Source organism: Streptomyces vulcanius, from assembly GCF_042653945.1.
Taxonomy (GTDB): Bacteria; Actinomycetota; Actinomycetes; order Streptomycetales; family Streptomycetaceae; genus Streptomyces; species Streptomyces mangrovi.
Map to the genome: position 1 here is coordinate 210,104 of NZ_JBHSFK010000002.1, position 15,880 is coordinate 225,983.

Consider the following 15,880-nt stretch of genomic DNA (forward strand, 5'->3'; position numbering starts at 1 on the left):
GAAGTTGAGCACAGTGGCCTCACCCACCATCGGCCGGACCGTCCACTACCGCGTCACCCAGTACGACGCAGAGCGGATCAACAAGCGTCGCAAGGACGCCTACAAGTCCGGCGCCTACGCCGAGGAAAACGGCACCATCGCGCACGTCGGCAACGATGTCGCCGAAGGGCAGATCTTCCCCGCGGTCGTCGTCCGCGTCTGGTCCGGCGACCTGGTCAACCTGCAAGTCCTCATGGACGGCAACGACACCTACTGGGCCACCTCCCGCTCCGAAGGCGAGGACCCGGGCCAGTGGGCCTGGCCGAAGGTGGTGAGCTGATGGCCAGCCCCCTCACCGCCACCGCCTTCCTCAACGCCTTGCGGGCCGAGGGCGTCACCGTCGTCGAGGTCGGTTCCTGGCGCACCCACAACCGCAACAGTGTGGGTGCCTGGGGTCCCGTCAACGGCATCGTGGTCCACCACACTGTCACCAAGGGAACCCAGAACACCGTCGCCATCTGCCGTGACGGCTACACCGGGCTGCCCGGCCCGCTCTGCCACGGCGTCATCGGCAAGGACGGTGTGGTCTATCTGGTGGGCATGGGCCGCGCCAACCATGCCGGGGGCGGCGACCCCGACGTGCTCAACGCAGTGATCGCCGAGTCCTACGCCACCAAGCCGCCCGCCACCCACTTCGGCCAGGGAGACCCCGGCGCGGTCGACGGCAACAGCCGTCTGTACGGCTTCGAGTGCGAAAACCTGGGCGACGGTAAGGACCCGTGGCCGACCAAGCAGGTCGAGACCATCGTCCGCGCCACGGCCGCCGTCTGCCGCGCCCACGGCTGGGGCTCCAAATCCGTCATCGGTCACCTGGAGTGGTCCAACCAGAAGTCGGACCCCGTGGGCTTCACGATGCCCGCCATCCGCACGCGCGTCGCCGAGCGCCTCGCGCATGCGTCGAACTGGAGCCCCTCCACGCCTCCGACCACCCCTACGCCGACCCTCGAATCCCGGGTGGCAGCCCTTGAAAAGCTCGTCGCGGCGCAAGGCGTACGCATCGCCGCTCTGGAAAAGAAAGCGGCCTAGGTATGACTCTCTACGACCTGCTCTGCTCGTGGTGGCGAACCGCCGTCCCCGTCATCGTCGGCTGGCTCGGCACGCTCCTGGCCGGCATCTACGTCGACATTGACGAACAGGCCCTCGCCGGCGGACTCACCGCCGCGTTCGCCGTCGTCTACTACGGCCTCTTCCGCCTGCTGGAGACCAAGGCCAGCCCGCGGTTCGGGTGGTTCCTCGGCCTGGCCCGCCCGCCGGCCTACCCCACCCCGCCCGCCAAGCCCCACAACCCGATCTACGGACCGCCGCCCGTTTAGCGGCTACCAGGATCATTTTTCGGCCCTTTAGGGTGACGGACGCCGGAACGCCTGCGGGATGGCCGGGGTTCTGTCCCCGTGGAAAGGCCACCCCGTGTCCCGCCCGAAACTCCCCGACATCCCCTGGCGCACATTCCGCATCGCCTCAGCCGTCGCGCTCGCCACACTCCTGACGACCGCATTGGTGGTCGCGCCGGCCGACGCCAAGCCCGACGGCCCCACCCCGCAGCCCGTGCTCATGCCGTCGATGACGAACCTCGACGCCCTGCCCGACGACCACCTCAAGGTCATCGAGGCCCTCCAGCTCCAGGCCGCCGCCCAAGCCGCCGCGCACCGCGAAGCCGCCGCAGAGGCCGCCGCCAAGCGCCGAGCACAAGAGGCCAAGGCCGCCGCAGAGCAGCGAGCACAAGAGGCCAAGGTCGCCGCCGAACGCCGCGCAGCAGCGAAGACCGCCGCAGAGGCCAAGCGCCCCGCCGCCCCGCCGCGCGCCAACCGCTCCCGGAGCCGCGGGCTTCCCGCGCACACGGCCACCGTGTCGGGCGCCCAGTCCCTCGCCCGTTCACGGCTCTCCTCCGCCCAGTACTCCTGTCTGAGCGCAGTGGTCGAGCACGAAAGCGGCTGGAACCACCGGGCCGTCAATCCGAGTTCAGGTGCCTACGGCCTCTTCCAGGCACTGCCCGGGTCCAAGATGGCATCGGCCGGCTCCGACTGGCGCACCAGCCCCCTCACGCAAATGCGGTGGGGGCTTTCCTATATGAAGGCCCGCTACGGAAGCCCGTGCGGAGCCTGGAATTTCTGGCAGAAAAATGGGTGGTATTAGCGTCAACGCATGACGCAGATCCGCCTCCTCCTTTGCAAGGATTGCCACTCCACCGAAGTGCTCCCGCACTACGAGGGTGACCCGCGCGGAGACACGGTCCTCGAATACGCCGTAGCCAAGCACCAGTACCCCAATGGTGAAAGGCATTTCGGCCGGCTCTACCCGGTCCAGGGCGTGGACGAGGACCGCTGGCATTCCGACAGCTCCGCCCGCGAGGAAATCCTCAAGCGTGTCTGGCAAGAAGAGGGAGCCACCGGAATGGAGCCCTGGGTCTACCAGGCGGTGGACACCCTCAAGGACGACGCCATGAAGTGCTGGCGCGGCCGGGGCCGGCCGGAGACCTGCTCCGATTTCCACTCCGACAAGAAGCTCCTCACGCCGCCCACTGCCGGCGACCGCAAGGCCGAGGGCTTGCCCAAGTGGGACAAGTCCAACCCTGCCGGCCAGCGCTACCTCTGCGACTACTGCCCGATCCGGAGCGTGAACGAGCAGAAGGTACGGCACAGGCTGGGGCTGTACGAATGACCCCGCCGCGACGGCCCCGCGCCGGTGGTTGGGAGCGCCGATACTTCGACAAGGTCGACAAGGGCACCGAATTCGACGACTGCCACATATGGCTCGGCGCCAAGGACGACTACGGCTACGGGAAATTCAGACTGCCCAACGGTCAGGTCAAAGGCACCCACATCATCGCCTGGGAACTGGCCAACCAGAAAACGGTGCCGCCCGGCTGGCATGTCGACCACCGATGCCGCATTCGCGCCTGCTGCAACCCGGACCACCTGGAGCCCGTACCCGCTACCGAGAACGTAGCGCGCGGTGAATCCTTCTCGGCTCGCAACGCACGGAAAACCCACTGCCCCAAGGGCCATGAATACAGCGAAGAAAATACCCGCTGGCATTCCGGCCGCCGCGAGTGCATCACATGCATCCGCGCCCGCGACAAAGAACGCCGCCAAGCCCGCCGGCAGGAAAAAGAAGAAATCTACGCACACGAAATCGACTAGGAGCCACCGTGCCCATGGAAACCCCCACCCCGAACGGCCCCGACGGCACCCTCCAGGCCCGCACCGCCTTCCTGGTCGTGCAGCACAAGAACGGCGAGTGGGAAGCCATCACGGACTTCTTCAAGCCCGTCACCGTCGAACACACCGCCAGCGTCATCGAGATGAAGTTCGGCGCCTCCGAAGTCGTCTCCGACATCGAGGCCAGCAAGCAGGCCGCGATCACCGCGCACCAGCTCATGGCCATGACGGCGCAGATGCAGCAGGCCGCCGCCAACAAGTCCCTCGCCGACCAGCTCAAGCTCTGAGGCCCTCGTGCTCGCCGCGGTGATGGTCGTCGAGGGCGTCTTGCGCGTCCCCGACAGCGAGGGCCACTACGACACCGGCTGGGGCCTCTACCAGGCCCTGAACAAGAACTGCCGACTTCACCTGCTCTCACACACCTGGACCGAGCAGGACATCGCCCTGTGGCTCACCAAGCGGCACATCACCGGCCACCAGTCCTACCTCCACGCCCCCGAGCCCGGACCTGCCGGCCGCCTCGAAGCTCTCCAGCGGGTCCGCGCCTGGCGGATCGGCGCCCTCGTCATCGAATCCGACCCCGCTTGCGCCGCCGCCGAACTGGCCGCGGGCTGGAACACCGCCCTGGTCACCTCCGCCTTCCAAGGCCCCCGCCAGCCCGGCCCACAGTCCATCCGCCCCTGGGACGACCTCTCCGACGCCGTCGAGCGCCAGCACGAGATCCGCCTCACCCCCCACAGCCCGGAGCACTCATGAGTACCAAGCACGCGACCCGCTTCGTCCGCAGCGACACGGAACTCGTGCGCTTCCACCTCGACCGCCACGAAGACATCACCGGCATCAGCGGCGAGGGCACAGTCGCCAGCGGCGTCATCTTTCCCGACGGCACCGTGGCCATGCGCTGGAACACCGGTACCAAGTCGACCGCCATCTACGACTCCATCGACGACGTCGTAGCAATCCACGGCCACAACGGCGCCACCGTCGTCACTTTGATCGACATTCGCGAAACCGCCGCCCCGTGAGCATGTCCCGCAAGCACTACCGGGCGTTCGCCGCGATCCTCCGCCAGGCCCGCGAGTACTACCCCGAGGGCGAAGACGCCATCACCTTCATCACCCGCAACTTCGCCGGCATCTGCGCCGAGGACAACCGCAGCTTTCGCCGCCAGCAGTTCTACGACGCAGCGGAACCGGAGACACCCTCATGATCTTCTACTTCGCCGGCGCAGAAATCCCCTCCCACCGCGGCCTCCTGGCCGCCGAGGGCGTCCCCCACGTCGGCATGAGCTACATGGGCCTGCGCCGACGGGTGAAGTTCTCCAAGCCCTGGTCTATCGCGGAGCACTACACCCCCGAGCAGTCCGTCTTCCTGGACAGTGGCTGCCACACGTTGAACAGAGCTGGCGTCGAAGTCACCCCCGAGGAAATCCAGGACATCGCCACCCACTACGACGAGTTCGTAGAGCAGAACGTGGATCGCGTCCAGGTGTACGTCGAGTTCGACGCACTCCCCATGGGCCGCGACTGGATCGAAGCCCGCCGGCAGCACCTCGACCCGGAGAAGTCGATCGTCGTCTGGCACGAGGAGTGGGGGCTGGACGTCCTCAAGCGCATGGCCGACCAGTTCCCCTACATCGCCGTCGGTCAAGGGACATGCGGGGACCGGGACATCATCCCCACGCTGCGCTCCCTCAGCCGCCAGATCAAGCTCCACGGCATGGGCTTCTCCAGCCCGCCGCTCATGCTTGCCGCCGACTGGTACAGCGTCTCGTCCACCACCTGGTTGTCGGCGGCGCAGCATGGCGAGACCTTCGTGTGGACCGGCAACGAGATGAAGCGGTACCCGGCCCGCTACAAGGGACAGGCCCGTAAGCGTCACCGCACCCTGATCACGGGCGCCGGCCTCGACGTCGACCTCATTGACGCCGACGACGCCACGGAGAACCTCCGCCTCAGCCTGTGGTCGTGGCAGCACCAGATCGCCCACATTTCGCAGCGCCACGGCAAGGGAGTAACTGCCACCGTCCTAACCCCCGGTTCCGGAAACGCGGAAAGCAGTGCCACCACAGTTACGGCGACCTCTTCAGAAGAGGAGCACGAGGGGGTAACTGAACCGCCCGCCACACGAGTGAAGAAGCTCCTCCCCGGCATCGCCACCGAGGAGTTCACCCACCGCTACACCGACCCCGACACCGGGGAGCGCAGGACCCGCACCGAGCACCGCATCAACGCCGTCGATCCCGGCGTCCGCGTCTGCGATGGATGCTTCCTGGCCCAAAAATGCCCCGAGTACCAGCCCGGGGAATCCTGTGCGTACGAGATGCCTGTACGCGTCCGCACGAAGGAGCAGTACATCGCGCTGCTCGACTCCATGATCAGCATGCAGGCCATGCGCGTCTTCTCTATGCGCATGTCAGAGGAGGTAGAGGGCGGGTACGCCGATCCGAATCTCTCCCAAGAGATGGATCGCCTCGCCAAATTCGTCAAACTCAAGAGCGACATCGAGGAGTCGGGATTCACCTTCTCGATGAAGATGCAGTCCAAGGACAACGCAGAGGTCGGGCTGATCTCGCGACTCTTCGGCCCCAAGTCGGACGGGCCCCCCGCCTTGTCACCTGCCGGGACAGTGTCAGCCGAACAAGCCTTCAGCCAGATGGGCATCATGGACGCCGAGATCGTCGAGGAGCCCGTACCAAGGGAGTAGCTCCCTCACCGGGCCCCTCAACCAGATCACGTCGTCTGCTGCTTCAGCACCGCTTCCACCCGCGCCCTGGACTCGTCGTCCAGCGAATCCCGCAGGATCTTCTCCAGGACGTCGAACCGCTCGTCACCGACCTCGATGGTCACCCGCGCCCGAACACCCGTCTCCGGACGCTCACTCGCGTGGAAGCGGACGCCACGCGCTGAGCGCCTCGGCACGTACAACTGCTCGTGGTACCACGTCAGCATTCCGGCCAGCAGTGGATAGTGCTGTGCGAACAGCTTCCGCTCAGCCTCATCTTCGGCCGCGTACTGGGCCGCTTGTGCAGCATCAGCACGTTGCTTCACCGCCGCCCGCTCCACCGCTTCCATCAAGACCTGGGTCACGAGCAGCTTCAAGCGCTCCGGCGTGAACACGAACCGCACCCTGGCCATGGCAGGCCCGACCTCACGGTGCTCCGTGATCCGGAAGGTCCCCTTCTTGGGCTCACCGTTCACCCACACGTCCGGCGGGTTCTCCGTGCCCTCCGGCCACGGCACCAGCAGCTTGCGACCAGCATGCTCCAGCTCGACGAGCCATCCCGCCGCGATGGTCTCCCGCAGGTAGCGCAGAGCCGTGGTCTCGGTCACCTCCAGCGCAGCCGCCAGACGTCGACTCGTCGCGCCTACGGCCAGGAGCGCTCTGCCCTTCGCCGCCGACTCCATCTCTCGGACCGCTGCGACAACGGCCGCGTGCCGGCCGCTCATCTCCTCTGCCATAGCCGCCTGTCTACCACCCGGGTCGGACGGCGGGGGAATTTTCACTGCCCTCGACCTTTCTTCGGTGCCTTGTCCCTCGAAGCCCACATCGTGATCCCCAGGCACACGCCCGCCGTGATCACGGCCGTTAGGACCGTCGACACATCGCTCTGAAACAGGAAACGCAATACCGGCATGACGCTCCTCCAGACATGACGAAGCCCCCGCGCAGAGAGGCGGGGGAGATACCGATTGATGCCAGCGACTACCGGTCCAGGTTCTTCGGACAGCCCTCGTGCTCCCAGAAGCACGCGTGGAACGCGAAGAACGTGACCCCCTCGCCGGGCTGGTTCAAGGCCAGAACCGCGTACGCGGTGGCCAGAGCACTCAGCACCCCACTGGGCTTCCAGCCCCGCTTTCGCTGGTCTGCCTGGTACTGGAAGACATCACCCTTCTCCGTGATCGTCTTCGCGGCCTCCTGCGCAAGGGCCTGCAACTCCGCCTCGCCTTTGCCACTCAGCTCAGACAGCTTCATGGGCACCAGGCCAGCCAGGGCATGGCCCATGTTCTGCACGAAGTCGTTGTCGTCCCACCGCGGGTCCGGCAGACACGTGGCGTACCCCATCCGCCCGTGCGGCTTCCTCTCCATGTCGGCCATGCCGACCTCCCCTCATGTTTTCGGGCATGAAAAAGGGCCCCTGCTCCACTCCGGAGCGGGGCCCTGCGAAACGGCTGCGAACTCAGCCGTGCCGGATGCGATTCACCACCAACGGTCCCGGCTGCTCAACAGCACCTTGCCGTCTGGCTCGTGGTTGTCCTGGAGGACGTTCAGGCCGGGGGCCAACACCGCGCCCGTACACACGCAGCAGTCGCACTCGTGCGGAAGGCACGGGCACAACGTGTCGTCGCAGTACAAGCCCGGCCCGTGAAAGTCATGCGCCGGATCAGGATCGGGACAACCCCACCCCGCGCACGAGCGATCCTTGCCCCACGTCGGGTACACGATGTGCTCCCGCTTGAAGCCGTGCGGCAGCGGTACCCGCGGGCACTTGAACTTCGCCCGGCCGGCGCTCTCCTTGGACACAAAAGCGGCCCGACAGCCGGTGCACTGATACCGGCCCTCGGGCCGCAGCCGAACGGTGTGCCTCACTGCGGTGCGGATTCTTCACCGGCCAGGTGCACCGGCAATCCCAGCTCCACTTCCGCCTCGATCACCTCGGCCGGCACTCGCCCTTCCCGATGCACCACCACGGCCTCGACCTCACCGCGCTCCAGCGCTTTCGCAAGCGTCTGCCTGACCGCGCTCACCGGTTCCTCGCTCATCCGCCCTCCAGTTCCTTTCTTATTCGCCGGGTACCGTCAGGGTGGTGAACACCCCGGACACCGCACCCGAACTCTTCACCTGGGAGTTCGCCACCGACCCGTACCCGGCCTACGCCTGGCTGCGTGAGCACGCGCCCGTGCACTGGACGAAGTTGCCCAGTGGGGTCGAAGCGTGGCTCGTGACTCGTTACGCCGATGCCCGTCAGGCTCTCGCGGACGGACGCCTTTCGAAGAACCCCGATCATCACGCCGAGGATGCTCAAGGAAAGAGTAGGACCGGTATCCCGGGTGAGCGCAGCGCCAACCTCATGACGCATCTGCTCAATATCGACCCGCCGGACCACACCCGGTTGCGGCGGCTGGTCTCGAAGGCGTTTACTCCACGACGCGTCGCGTTGTTCGCGCCTCGGGTCCAAGAGCTGGCGGACGGCCTTATCGACGGCTTCGCAGGGCGCGGCGAGGCCGACCTCATCCACGAGTTCGCCTTCCCGCTGCCGATTTTCGCGATCTGCGATCTGCTGGGGGTGCCAGCCGAGGACCAGGACGATTTTCGGGACTGGGCGGGGATGATGATCCGGCACGGTGGCGGCCCGCGGGGCGGGGTGGCGCGGTCGGTCAAGAAGATCCGGGCCTACCTCGCCGAGCTGATTCACAAAAAGCGCGCGAACCTCAGCAACGACCTGATCTCGGACTTGATCCGTGCTTCCGACCACGGCGAGCACCTCACCGAGAACGAGGCCGCGGCCATGGCCTTCGTGATTCTCTTTGCGGGTTTCGAAACGACCATTAACTTGATCGGCAACAGCGCCCATGCGTTCTTCCGGAACTCCGCTCAGCGGGCCGTATTCCAGGACGCAGTCGACCGACGCGATGACGCCCTTCTCGACAGTGCAGTGGAGGAGCTGTTGCGCTTCGACGGCCCGGTGGAGTTGGCCACCTGGCGGTACGCCACCGAGGCGCTCGAAATCGGGGGAGAGTCGATTGGAAAGGGTGACCCGGTCCTGGTGGTGCTCGCGGCGGCGGACCGTGATCCCGAGCGTTTCGCGGAGCCGGACACCCTCGACCTCTCCCGCCGGGACAACCAGCACTTGGGGTATGGCCACGGCATCCACTACTGCCTCGGCGCACCCCTCGCGCGGCTGGAGGGGCGCACTGCCCTGGAGACGCTGTTCCGCCGTCTGCCGGACCTACAGCTTGCGGTGGACCCGGCCGATCTACGCTGGAGGGGCGGGCTGATCATGCGGGGCCTACGCACCCTTCCGGTGGAGTTCGCACCGGAGGCGTCGGCTAGTTGATCATGGCGACGGCCCCCGCGCCGAGGGGCGCCGAGGGCCGTCTAGTGCCATATCCGCAGGTCAGATGCGGTTTAGCACGAAAACCTGAATTCTGCTCCTGCCTGCATCGGTGTCTCGAAGCCGGCGAACAGAAGGATGAAGGCCATGGCCGCGGCCTCGTTCTCGGTGAGGTGCTCGCCGTGGTCGGAGGCGCGGATGAGCCCGGAGATGAGGTCCTCGCCGGGGGCGGCTCCGGGGTCGGCGGGGAGTTCCGCCCGCTTGCGGTGGATGAGGTCCAGCAGATAGCCGCGCATCTTCTTCACCGACCGCGCGACCCCGCCCCGGGGCCCTCCCCCGTGCCGGATCATCATGCCGGCCCAGTCCCGGAAGTCGTCCTGGTCCTCGCGGGGGACGCCGAGGAGGTCACAGATGGCGTAGATGGGGAGGGGGAAGGCGAAGTCGTGGATGAGGTCGGCGCTGCCCTGCTGGGCGAACCGGTCGATGAGCTGGTCGGCGAGCTCCTGCACCCGGGGCGCGAACTCGGCGACCCTGCGCGGTGTGAACGCCTTGCTGACGAGCCGTCGTAGGCGGGTGTGGTCCGGCGGATCGATGTTCAGCAGATGCGTCATCAGCTCGGCGTTGCGCTCACCGGGGATCCCGGTCTTGCCCTTCGCGTGCGCGGGCTCGTCGTGATGCGCGGGGTTCTTGGAGAGCCGCTGGTCGGCGAGTGCCTGCTTGGCGTCGGCATAACGGGTGACCAGCCATGCCTCCACCCCGCTGGGCAGCCGCGTCCGGTGCACCGGCGAGTGCTCACGGAGCCAGGCGTAGGCCGGGTAGGGATCGGTGGCGAACTCCCAGGTGAAGAGCTCGGGGCCGGTACGGGGGAAGAGGGCGTGCTGGTCGGTCACCCGTCGACGGTAGCTAACCCGTCACCACCTCGGCCGTTCGGATCGTGTCGCGGTAGGTGCGGGATGCCGCGCGGAGTGCCGCCTCCGGGTCGGTGCCCTCCGCCTCGGCCCGCGCGGCCAGGGAGAGGAGTTCGTAGCCGATGCCCTCCGTCGTGGGGAGCGGTACCTCCAGGCCCGCCGAGCGGACTCTGGACACCAGCTTCGCGGCGAGGGCGAGGGCCGGCTGGTGGAGGGGAATGCCGTCGGTCACGGACTCCCGCTGCTTCTCGACCGCCTTCGTGCGCATCCAGTGCTCCTTGACCTCCTCGGGGGTGGTGGCCGTGGCGTCGCCGAAGACATGGGGGTGGCGGTGGATGAGCTTGGTGACGATCGTGGCCGCGACGTCGTCGATGGAGAAGGGGGACTCCGGGTCCTCCTCGGCGATGCGGGCGTGGAAGACGACCTGGAGGAGAACGTCACCCAGTTCCTCGCGGAGCTCGTCGCGGTCGCCGTCCTCGATCGCCTCGACGAGTTCGTACGACTCCTCGATGCCGTACTTCGCGAGGCCCTTGTGGGTCTGCCGGGAGGACCAGGGGCATTCGACGCGGATGCGGTCCATGACCTGGACCAGGTCGAGGAGGCGGGCGCCCGGGAGGTCGTAGGAGGCGGGGAGCAGCTCCAGCTCGGGCATCGCGACCCGGCCGGAGCCGGCCAGCCGGGCCAGCCCGTCGGTGAGGACCGGTTCGCCCTCTCCCGTGGCGACGACCACGACCGTACGGCCGTCCGCGCAGGCGGTGACCAGGTCCTCGGCGGTCGGGGACGTCTCCTCGACCTCTATCCCGGCGTCCCGCAGATACGGCAGCTGGGGATGCGCGCCGTCCGCGCACAGGACACGGTCGGCTGCCCGCAGGGCCTGCCAGGCGGGCCAGGAGAGCAGGCCGGGGGCGACTCGGTGGCTGGTGGTGAGCAGGACGACCCGGCCGGTCGCGGAGGCCGTGGGTGCGGTCGTGGGTGCGATCACATCGTTCACACCTCGAACGTAGCCCACCCGCGCCGACCGCCCCGCTCCGTTGTCCACAGGCGGGGCGATCAGTCATATTTTCAGGTCGTCAGCTGGATCTCAGTCGCTGGATCTCAGTCGCTGGTTCTCAGTCGCTGGTTCTCAGGTCGTCTGCTGGGTGCTCGGTGCCGTGATCTCCCGTACCCACGGAGTCTTCGCGTCGACCCGGCTGACCTTCTGCGCGTCCCAGGTGCCGTAACGCGGGTTGAGGTCCACGTCGAGTTCCTTGGACGCGGTCGACAGCGCGCTCCAGAAGGCCGGGTCGTTGGTGGTGGTGCCGAGCTTCCCCGCGAGTTTGTCGGCCTCGGCCTGAAGCCGGAGGTTGTCGTCGAGGCGCTCCGGCGGGATGCCGTACTGCTGGAGATACGCCATCTCCAAGCCCTTCGCGCCGCCCGCCTGCTGCTCGAGGCCGGCCCGCACCTGCTGGACCTCCTTGCGGCTGACGGTGACGCCCGCGTCCTGGGCGGCGCGGTGCAGCACCCGGTCCAGGACCATGCCGTGCAGGGTGTCGCGGGCGAGGGTGCCGGTCTGGGCGATGGCCTGCGCGTACTGGGCGTCGTCGGGGACCGCCGCGCGCTGCGCGTCGCGGACCTCCTTCACCCGGCTCTCCAGTTGCGCGACGGTGATCCGCTGCCCGCCGACGACGGCTGCGGCGCCGGGACGCGCGTCGCTTCCGCAGGCGGTGAGGAGGGGGGCCGCCACGATCGCGGCGGACAGCAGGAGCGCGGTGCGGCGACGACGGCGGTGCAAGGGAACCTCCCGGTCGGAGATTGTGCGACGGTGCACAAAGTCTTGCGGTGATCGATGGTAGGCAGTGGGACGGCTGGGGCCAACCCATTCGACCAACGATTCACCAGGACTTCGGGCACCGCCGCGCCCGCGCGGCGGCGCCCGCTCATCGGTGCGAGCGGTCAGCCTCGGGCATTCACCCTGGTCTCGACCGCGTGGGCGACATCGGCGCGCAGACCGTCGCCCGCGGCGACCGTGCTCACGTTCACGCTCGCGCGCGTGCCGCCCACCAGCACGAAGTCGACCTTCTTGTTGTGCCCCGCCGACTCCTGCGCCGCCGCGACCTCCGGCTTGCCCACCGCGAGGACGACGTCGCAGGAGCGCTGGATCAGGCCGTTGAGGAAGGGACGCGCGTTGCCGGTGCTCTGCTCGCCGGTCACCGGGGCGTAGCTCACGCGCGCGTGCGTCTTCAGGGAGGCGTCCTGCATGCCCTGCCAGACCTCGGCGGCGGTCCCGGCGGTGATGCCCTTCTCACCGGTGAGCAGACAGGCGTCGACCTCGGTGTAGTGGCGGGCCCGGGTCTCGGGGACGGGAGGCCGGTCGTCTCCCTGGGAAAGGAGTACGACGGTGACGATCACCGCGGCGACGAGGGCGAGCCCACCCGCCGTCACCGCGATGGTGCGCCCGCGCAGGGCGCGCAGCCACGTGACGGCGGCGCGTCCCACGACGGCGAGCCGCCCGGCTCGCTCCCGCCGGGCGGGGCGCGCCTGCGCCACCTGTCTCACCTGTCTGGCCATGACCTGCCTGCTTTCGAGCCTTGCCGTGCGTCGGCGTCAGAGCTGCCCGGCCCGCCGGGGCCAGGCCATCCATGCGTGCAGCGAGGCTCCCGCCATGGACAGCAGGATCAGCAGCAGGTCGGACACGAACAGTGCCCCGTGGGTGTCCACCGGGGTCAGCCCCAGCTCGGTGATCCAGGCCGCCAGGACCGCGCTGAACCCGGCGAAGGCCCACCAGTCGGCGCGGTTGCGCCGCCGCAGGGCGAGCACCAGGGACGGTACGTTGCACAGCAGTCCCAGGCTGATCACGGGCAGCACCGCGAATCCCGCCCGCACCGCGGTCATCCGCAGCGCCGGTATGGCGACCACCTTCATTCCCGGTTCCCTCCCCCGACGCCGGAAGCGGCTCGCACGGTAACCGGGATCGCCACCATGATCGGGAAAACCGCGTTTCACGATCGCCACAAGATTCACCCAAGACCCGGCAATTCCGGTCTCAGGTCCGCCGGGTGCTCCGCAGGATGCGCACGGCCGGCCAGGCGAGCAGTGCGGTGACCCCCCACAGGAAGCCCGCGATGGCGGCCCACTCCCCCGTGCTGGTCTCCGGATCGTCGGCGCCGAAGACGGTGAACGCGAGGGCCAGGAAGGCACAGAGGCCGCCGAGGATGCCGAGGACGACCAGCGCCGCCGTCTGCCCCCCGGTACGCCGGGCGGGCGGTGCCGCAGCCGCCTCCGCCCTGGGCTCCGGCTTCGGCTTCGGCTGTTGCTGCCGTGGCGGCAGACGGATCACCGCGGCCGGCGGTACGGCGACGTCGACGGCCGCCATCAGATGCGCGTCGATGCCGTACAGGCCGGGCTCGACGTCGACGACCATGCCGTCGTGGCCGATGAGCCGACGGCCGCCGTCGGGCCAGCTCAGCATCGCCGCGCAGGTGCGGTGGAGCACGGTGGCCGCGCTCTCCGTCCCGTCCTTCGCCCGCGCCGTCAGGCTGACGCCCTCGTCGCCGATCACCAGCGCCGAACCGTCACCGCGCACCGAGTCGAACCGCCGTCCGGTGACCGCGTACGACGAACTCGTCGGGGCGGCCGTGTACCCGGCCCAGTCCGCGGTGTGGCCTGCGGGCACCTGCATCAGGGCCGTGCCGGCGGCCTCCACGGCCACGGCGTGCACATGCCCTGGCGTGACCGCCCACAGCTCGGACCGGAGCTCGTCCAGGGAGCGTGGCGGGCGCCCGGCGAGCAGGTCCTCCGCCGCCCCGGGCAGCCGTCGTACGGCGGCGTCGGGCCCGGTCAGCGCCCCGTCGGCCCGGGTACGCACCGCCTCCAGGTCGGCCTGCCCGATCCGGCCCGCCCGGAGCCCGGCGAGGACGTCGACGAAGCCGCCCAGCACCGCGTCCTGTTTGGCGGGCAGGGCGTCCGCGAAGGCGGTCACCAGGGCGAAGCCGTCGCGGCGCGAGGTGTGTTCGGTGGCCGCCGTGTAGGAGTAGCCGCCCTCCTGGCGCAGGGCGCGGGAGAGTTCGCGCTCCAGGACGCCCGCGTAGAGCCGGGCCGCGGTGGTGTCGGTGACGACGGCGTCCAGCAGGACGCCGCCCCGGCCGTCCGGGAAGTAGGCGGGCGCCGTGGGAAGCGCGGAGGTGACGGCGGGCATCGGACGGCGGTCACCGGCGGGCAGCGCGAGGGACAGCCCGGCCGGCGGGCGTTCGCCGGCGATCCACAGCACGGCGTTGCCCCGGGTGAAGCAGGTCCGCGCCCAGTGCCGTACGTCGTCCGGGCCCAGGGTCCCCACGCCCCACTCCGGATAGCTGACCAGCCCGTACCCCTGGGCCCCGTAGCGCCACAGCGGAAGTGAGGGGGCGTCACGGCGGGACTCCTCGGTGCGCAGGATCTCCTTCTCGGTCGCGAGGCGGTCCATGGGCAGGTCGGCGAGGGAGGCGCAGACACCCTGGAGATAGGCGACGACCTCGTGTTCGGCGCCCTCCACGTGGAAGTGGGTGAAGGCTGCCTTGGTCGCGCCGTTGAAGTGGTAGTCGGCCAGGCCCTGACGGTGCAGGGCGAGATGCTCGACGAGATGCGTCACGCCGGCCCGGGCGAGCGTCTCGTCGGCGACGCCTACGCGGAAGACGAGGCCTGCGCGCATCGGGCCGGTGGCGTGCGCGAAGAGGGTGGGTATGCCGTCGACCTCGGTGAGGTGGAGGGCGGCCTGGGGGTTCATCTTCGGCCTCTGTTCGGTGGGTGCATCGGCGGTCATCCTCTGGCGAGGGCGGTGTCGCGGTGTCGGGTGTAGGCGTCGGAGGGGTCGCCGAGGTAGCGCCAGGGGTATTCGGAGGCGAGGTTGCCGAGCCGGCGGAAGCAGACGGCGGCGCGTGCCGTGTCCCCCATGAGGGAGAAGAGCGCGGCGAAGTAGCCCTGGGCGCTGACCCAGCCGTAGCCGCGGTGGAATCCCGGGTGGAGCGCGGACCGCTCGGCGGCTTCGACGAGTTCGGCGCGCACATGGCCCTGCCGCAGGTACTCCTCCCGTTCCTGCCCGCGCAGGTCGAGCCAGCGCTCCATGTGCACCTCGGCCACCAGGCAGCCGTTCAGGGCGCCTTCGGGCGCGCCGAGCAGGCATGCGCGGGCGAAGTCGTGGGCCGCCTCCCAGCTCCCGCTCCACTTGGGGCACAGCTGTTGCAGCAGCCGGCGCTGCCCGCTGAAGTGGTGCGGGTGGTGCCTGGCCAGCCGGTCGTAGCGGCGCCGCGCCTCGTTCTGCCCGAGTTGGAGTCCCATGGCGGTGGTGAGGCGTTCCACCCAGGCCGCGTCGTGCGAGGGGTCCAGTGCGGTTGCCCGGATCAGCAGTTGCTCGGCCTGCCGCAGGTGCGCGTGCAGTCCGGCGAACTGCTCGCGGCTGACCTGCTGGGCGCGCGCCGAGGTCCGGATGTCCCAGCCGATGTGCACCTCGCGGGCGCCGAGGACGGTGAGCGCGAGCACGTCGTCGGGAGCGGCGGCGACGACCTCGCGCAGCCACCCCTCGGATCCGGGCACCTCGGAGAGCACGCGGACGGCGAAACTGCGGTCCGTCCCGTGCGGCAGCGTGTCGGCGTACTGCCGGATCGCCGCCCAGTCCGGCGCGGCGGCGGCCTGCCGCAGCCAGGCGGCTTCGGGGAAGGCGGAGGCGAGTTCGAAGTCGGGGGGCGGAAGGGAGGAAGGGTGCGACATGC

At 69.0% G+C, this 15,880-nt stretch carries 21 protein-coding genes and 1 pseudogene; 12 read left to right on the forward strand and 10 right to left on the reverse strand.

Translation table 11 applies throughout. The features are described from left to right. The first annotated feature begins 13 nt into the window (after positions 1–13). From ACFPIH_RS03395 to ACFPIH_RS03445, 11 genes are all read left to right on the forward strand, one after another. The gene (locus tag ACFPIH_RS03395) at positions 14–319 is read left to right on the forward strand and encodes a hypothetical protein (protein WP_361941936.1); all 306 of its coding nucleotides are present in this window, start codon (positions 14–16) and stop codon (positions 317–319) included. Beyond that, positions 319–1,065, forward strand: a complete 747-nt coding sequence (locus ACFPIH_RS03400) for a peptidoglycan recognition protein family protein (RefSeq protein WP_381168001.1) — start codon at positions 319–321, stop codon at positions 1,063–1,065. The genes ACFPIH_RS03395 and ACFPIH_RS03400 overlap by 1 nt, the downstream gene beginning before the upstream one ends. A 2-nt stretch (positions 1,066–1,067) precedes the next feature. Further along, complete coding sequence (locus tag ACFPIH_RS03405) at positions 1,068–1,352, forward strand: hypothetical protein (RefSeq protein WP_381168003.1); 285 nt, start codon at positions 1,068–1,070, stop codon at positions 1,350–1,352. A 94-nt stretch (positions 1,353–1,446) separates the two neighbouring features. Continuing rightward, entirely contained in the window at positions 1,447–2,172 is a 726-nt protein-coding gene (locus ACFPIH_RS03410) for an aggregation-promoting factor C-terminal-like domain-containing protein (protein ID WP_381168005.1), read from the forward strand. A gap of 9 nt (positions 2,173–2,181) precedes the next feature. Beyond that, complete coding sequence (locus ACFPIH_RS03415; RefSeq protein ID WP_361941924.1) at positions 2,182–2,697, forward strand: hypothetical protein; 516 nt, start codon at positions 2,182–2,184, stop codon at positions 2,695–2,697. Further along, positions 2,694–3,179 (forward strand): HNH endonuclease signature motif containing protein, encoded by a 486-nt coding sequence (locus ACFPIH_RS03420; RefSeq protein ID WP_381168007.1) that lies wholly within the window; start codon positions 2,694–2,696, stop codon positions 3,177–3,179. The genes ACFPIH_RS03415 and ACFPIH_RS03420 overlap by 4 nt, the downstream gene beginning before the upstream one ends. Before the next feature lie 8 nt (positions 3,180–3,187). Next, positions 3,188–3,484 (forward strand): hypothetical protein, encoded by a 297-nt coding sequence (locus ACFPIH_RS03425; RefSeq protein ID WP_381168009.1) that lies wholly within the window; start codon positions 3,188–3,190, stop codon positions 3,482–3,484. A gap of 7 nt (positions 3,485–3,491) precedes the next feature. Continuing rightward, positions 3,492–3,953: a hypothetical protein gene (locus ACFPIH_RS03430; protein ID WP_381168010.1), complete on the forward strand. Its 462-nt coding sequence runs from the start codon at positions 3,492–3,494 to the stop codon at positions 3,951–3,953. Beyond that, positions 3,950–4,222, forward strand: a complete 273-nt coding sequence (locus ACFPIH_RS03435) for a hypothetical protein (protein WP_381168012.1) — start codon at positions 3,950–3,952, stop codon at positions 4,220–4,222. Before ACFPIH_RS03430 ends, ACFPIH_RS03435 begins: the two co-directional genes overlap by 4 nt. Beyond that, positions 4,219–4,407, forward strand: a complete 189-nt coding sequence (locus tag ACFPIH_RS03440; protein WP_381168014.1) for a hypothetical protein — start codon at positions 4,219–4,221, stop codon at positions 4,405–4,407. The genes ACFPIH_RS03435 and ACFPIH_RS03440 overlap by 4 nt, the downstream gene beginning before the upstream one ends. Continuing rightward, the gene (locus ACFPIH_RS03445; protein ID WP_381168016.1) at positions 4,404–5,903 is read left to right on the forward strand and encodes a hypothetical protein; all 1,500 of its coding nucleotides are present in this window, start codon (positions 4,404–4,406) and stop codon (positions 5,901–5,903) included. Before ACFPIH_RS03440 ends, ACFPIH_RS03445 begins: the two co-directional genes overlap by 4 nt. A gap of 26 nt (positions 5,904–5,929) precedes the next feature. Here the strand turns inward: ACFPIH_RS03445 and ACFPIH_RS03450 are convergent, their stop codons facing one another. The 3 genes from ACFPIH_RS03450 to ACFPIH_RS03460 all read right to left on the reverse strand — a co-directional run bounded on the left by ACFPIH_RS03450 (position 5,930) and on the right by ACFPIH_RS03460 (position 7,960). Beyond that, positions 5,930–6,658 carry a hypothetical protein gene (locus ACFPIH_RS03450; RefSeq protein WP_381168018.1) on the reverse strand — a complete coding sequence of 243 codons (729 nt, stop codon included), beginning with the start codon at positions 6,656–6,658 and terminating at the stop codon, positions 5,930–5,932. A 244-nt stretch (positions 6,659–6,902) separates the two neighbouring features. Further along, on the reverse strand, positions 6,903–7,295 hold the full coding sequence (locus ACFPIH_RS03455) for a hypothetical protein (RefSeq protein ID WP_381168020.1): 393 nt from the start codon (positions 7,293–7,295) through the stop codon (positions 6,903–6,905). Between the two features lie 488 nt (positions 7,296–7,783). Next, positions 7,784–7,960, reverse strand: a complete 177-nt coding sequence (locus ACFPIH_RS03460; RefSeq protein WP_381168022.1) for a hypothetical protein — start codon at positions 7,958–7,960, stop codon at positions 7,784–7,786. A gap of 41 nt (positions 7,961–8,001) precedes the next feature. Between ACFPIH_RS03460 and ACFPIH_RS03465 the strand changes: the two genes are divergently transcribed. Beyond that, complete coding sequence (locus tag ACFPIH_RS03465; protein ID WP_381168024.1) at positions 8,002–9,255, forward strand: cytochrome P450 family protein; 1,254 nt, start codon at positions 8,002–8,004, stop codon at positions 9,253–9,255. Positions 9,256–9,365: 110 nt separating this feature from the next. On the opposite strand, the pseudogene ACFPIH_RS03470 reads toward ACFPIH_RS03465, so the two are convergent. The 7 genes and pseudogenes from ACFPIH_RS03470 to ACFPIH_RS03500 all read right to left on the reverse strand — a co-directional run. Beyond that, positions 9,366–10,142, reverse strand: a pseudogene (locus ACFPIH_RS03470) (cytochrome P450 family protein); the annotation flags it as partial. Between the two features lie 13 nt (positions 10,143–10,155). After that, positions 10,156–11,151, reverse strand: a complete 996-nt coding sequence (locus tag ACFPIH_RS03475) for a nucleoside triphosphate pyrophosphohydrolase (RefSeq protein ID WP_381168026.1) — start codon at positions 11,149–11,151, stop codon at positions 10,156–10,158. 132 nt (positions 11,152–11,283) lie between these two features. Further along, positions 11,284–11,931, reverse strand: coding sequence for a SurA N-terminal domain-containing protein (locus ACFPIH_RS03480; RefSeq protein ID WP_381168028.1), 648 nt, complete (start codon positions 11,929–11,931; stop codon positions 11,284–11,286). A 161-nt stretch (positions 11,932–12,092) separates the two neighbouring features. Beyond that, positions 12,093–12,707: a hypothetical protein gene (locus ACFPIH_RS03485; RefSeq protein ID WP_381168030.1), complete on the reverse strand. Its 615-nt coding sequence runs from the start codon at positions 12,705–12,707 to the stop codon at positions 12,093–12,095. Positions 12,708–12,743: 36 nt separating this feature from the next. Continuing rightward, a complete protein-coding gene (locus ACFPIH_RS03490) occupies positions 12,744–13,061 on the reverse strand; it encodes a hypothetical protein (RefSeq protein WP_381168032.1) in 318 nt (105 codons plus the stop codon). A gap of 121 nt (positions 13,062–13,182) precedes the next feature. Next, positions 13,183–14,898 (reverse strand): insulinase family protein, encoded by a 1,716-nt coding sequence (locus tag ACFPIH_RS03495; RefSeq protein ID WP_381168034.1) that lies wholly within the window; start codon positions 14,896–14,898, stop codon positions 13,183–13,185. Between the two features lie 32 nt (positions 14,899–14,930). Next, complete coding sequence (locus ACFPIH_RS03500) at positions 14,931–15,878, reverse strand: hypothetical protein (protein WP_381168035.1); 948 nt, start codon at positions 15,876–15,878, stop codon at positions 14,931–14,933. Between the last annotated feature and the right edge of the window lie 2 nt (positions 15,879–15,880).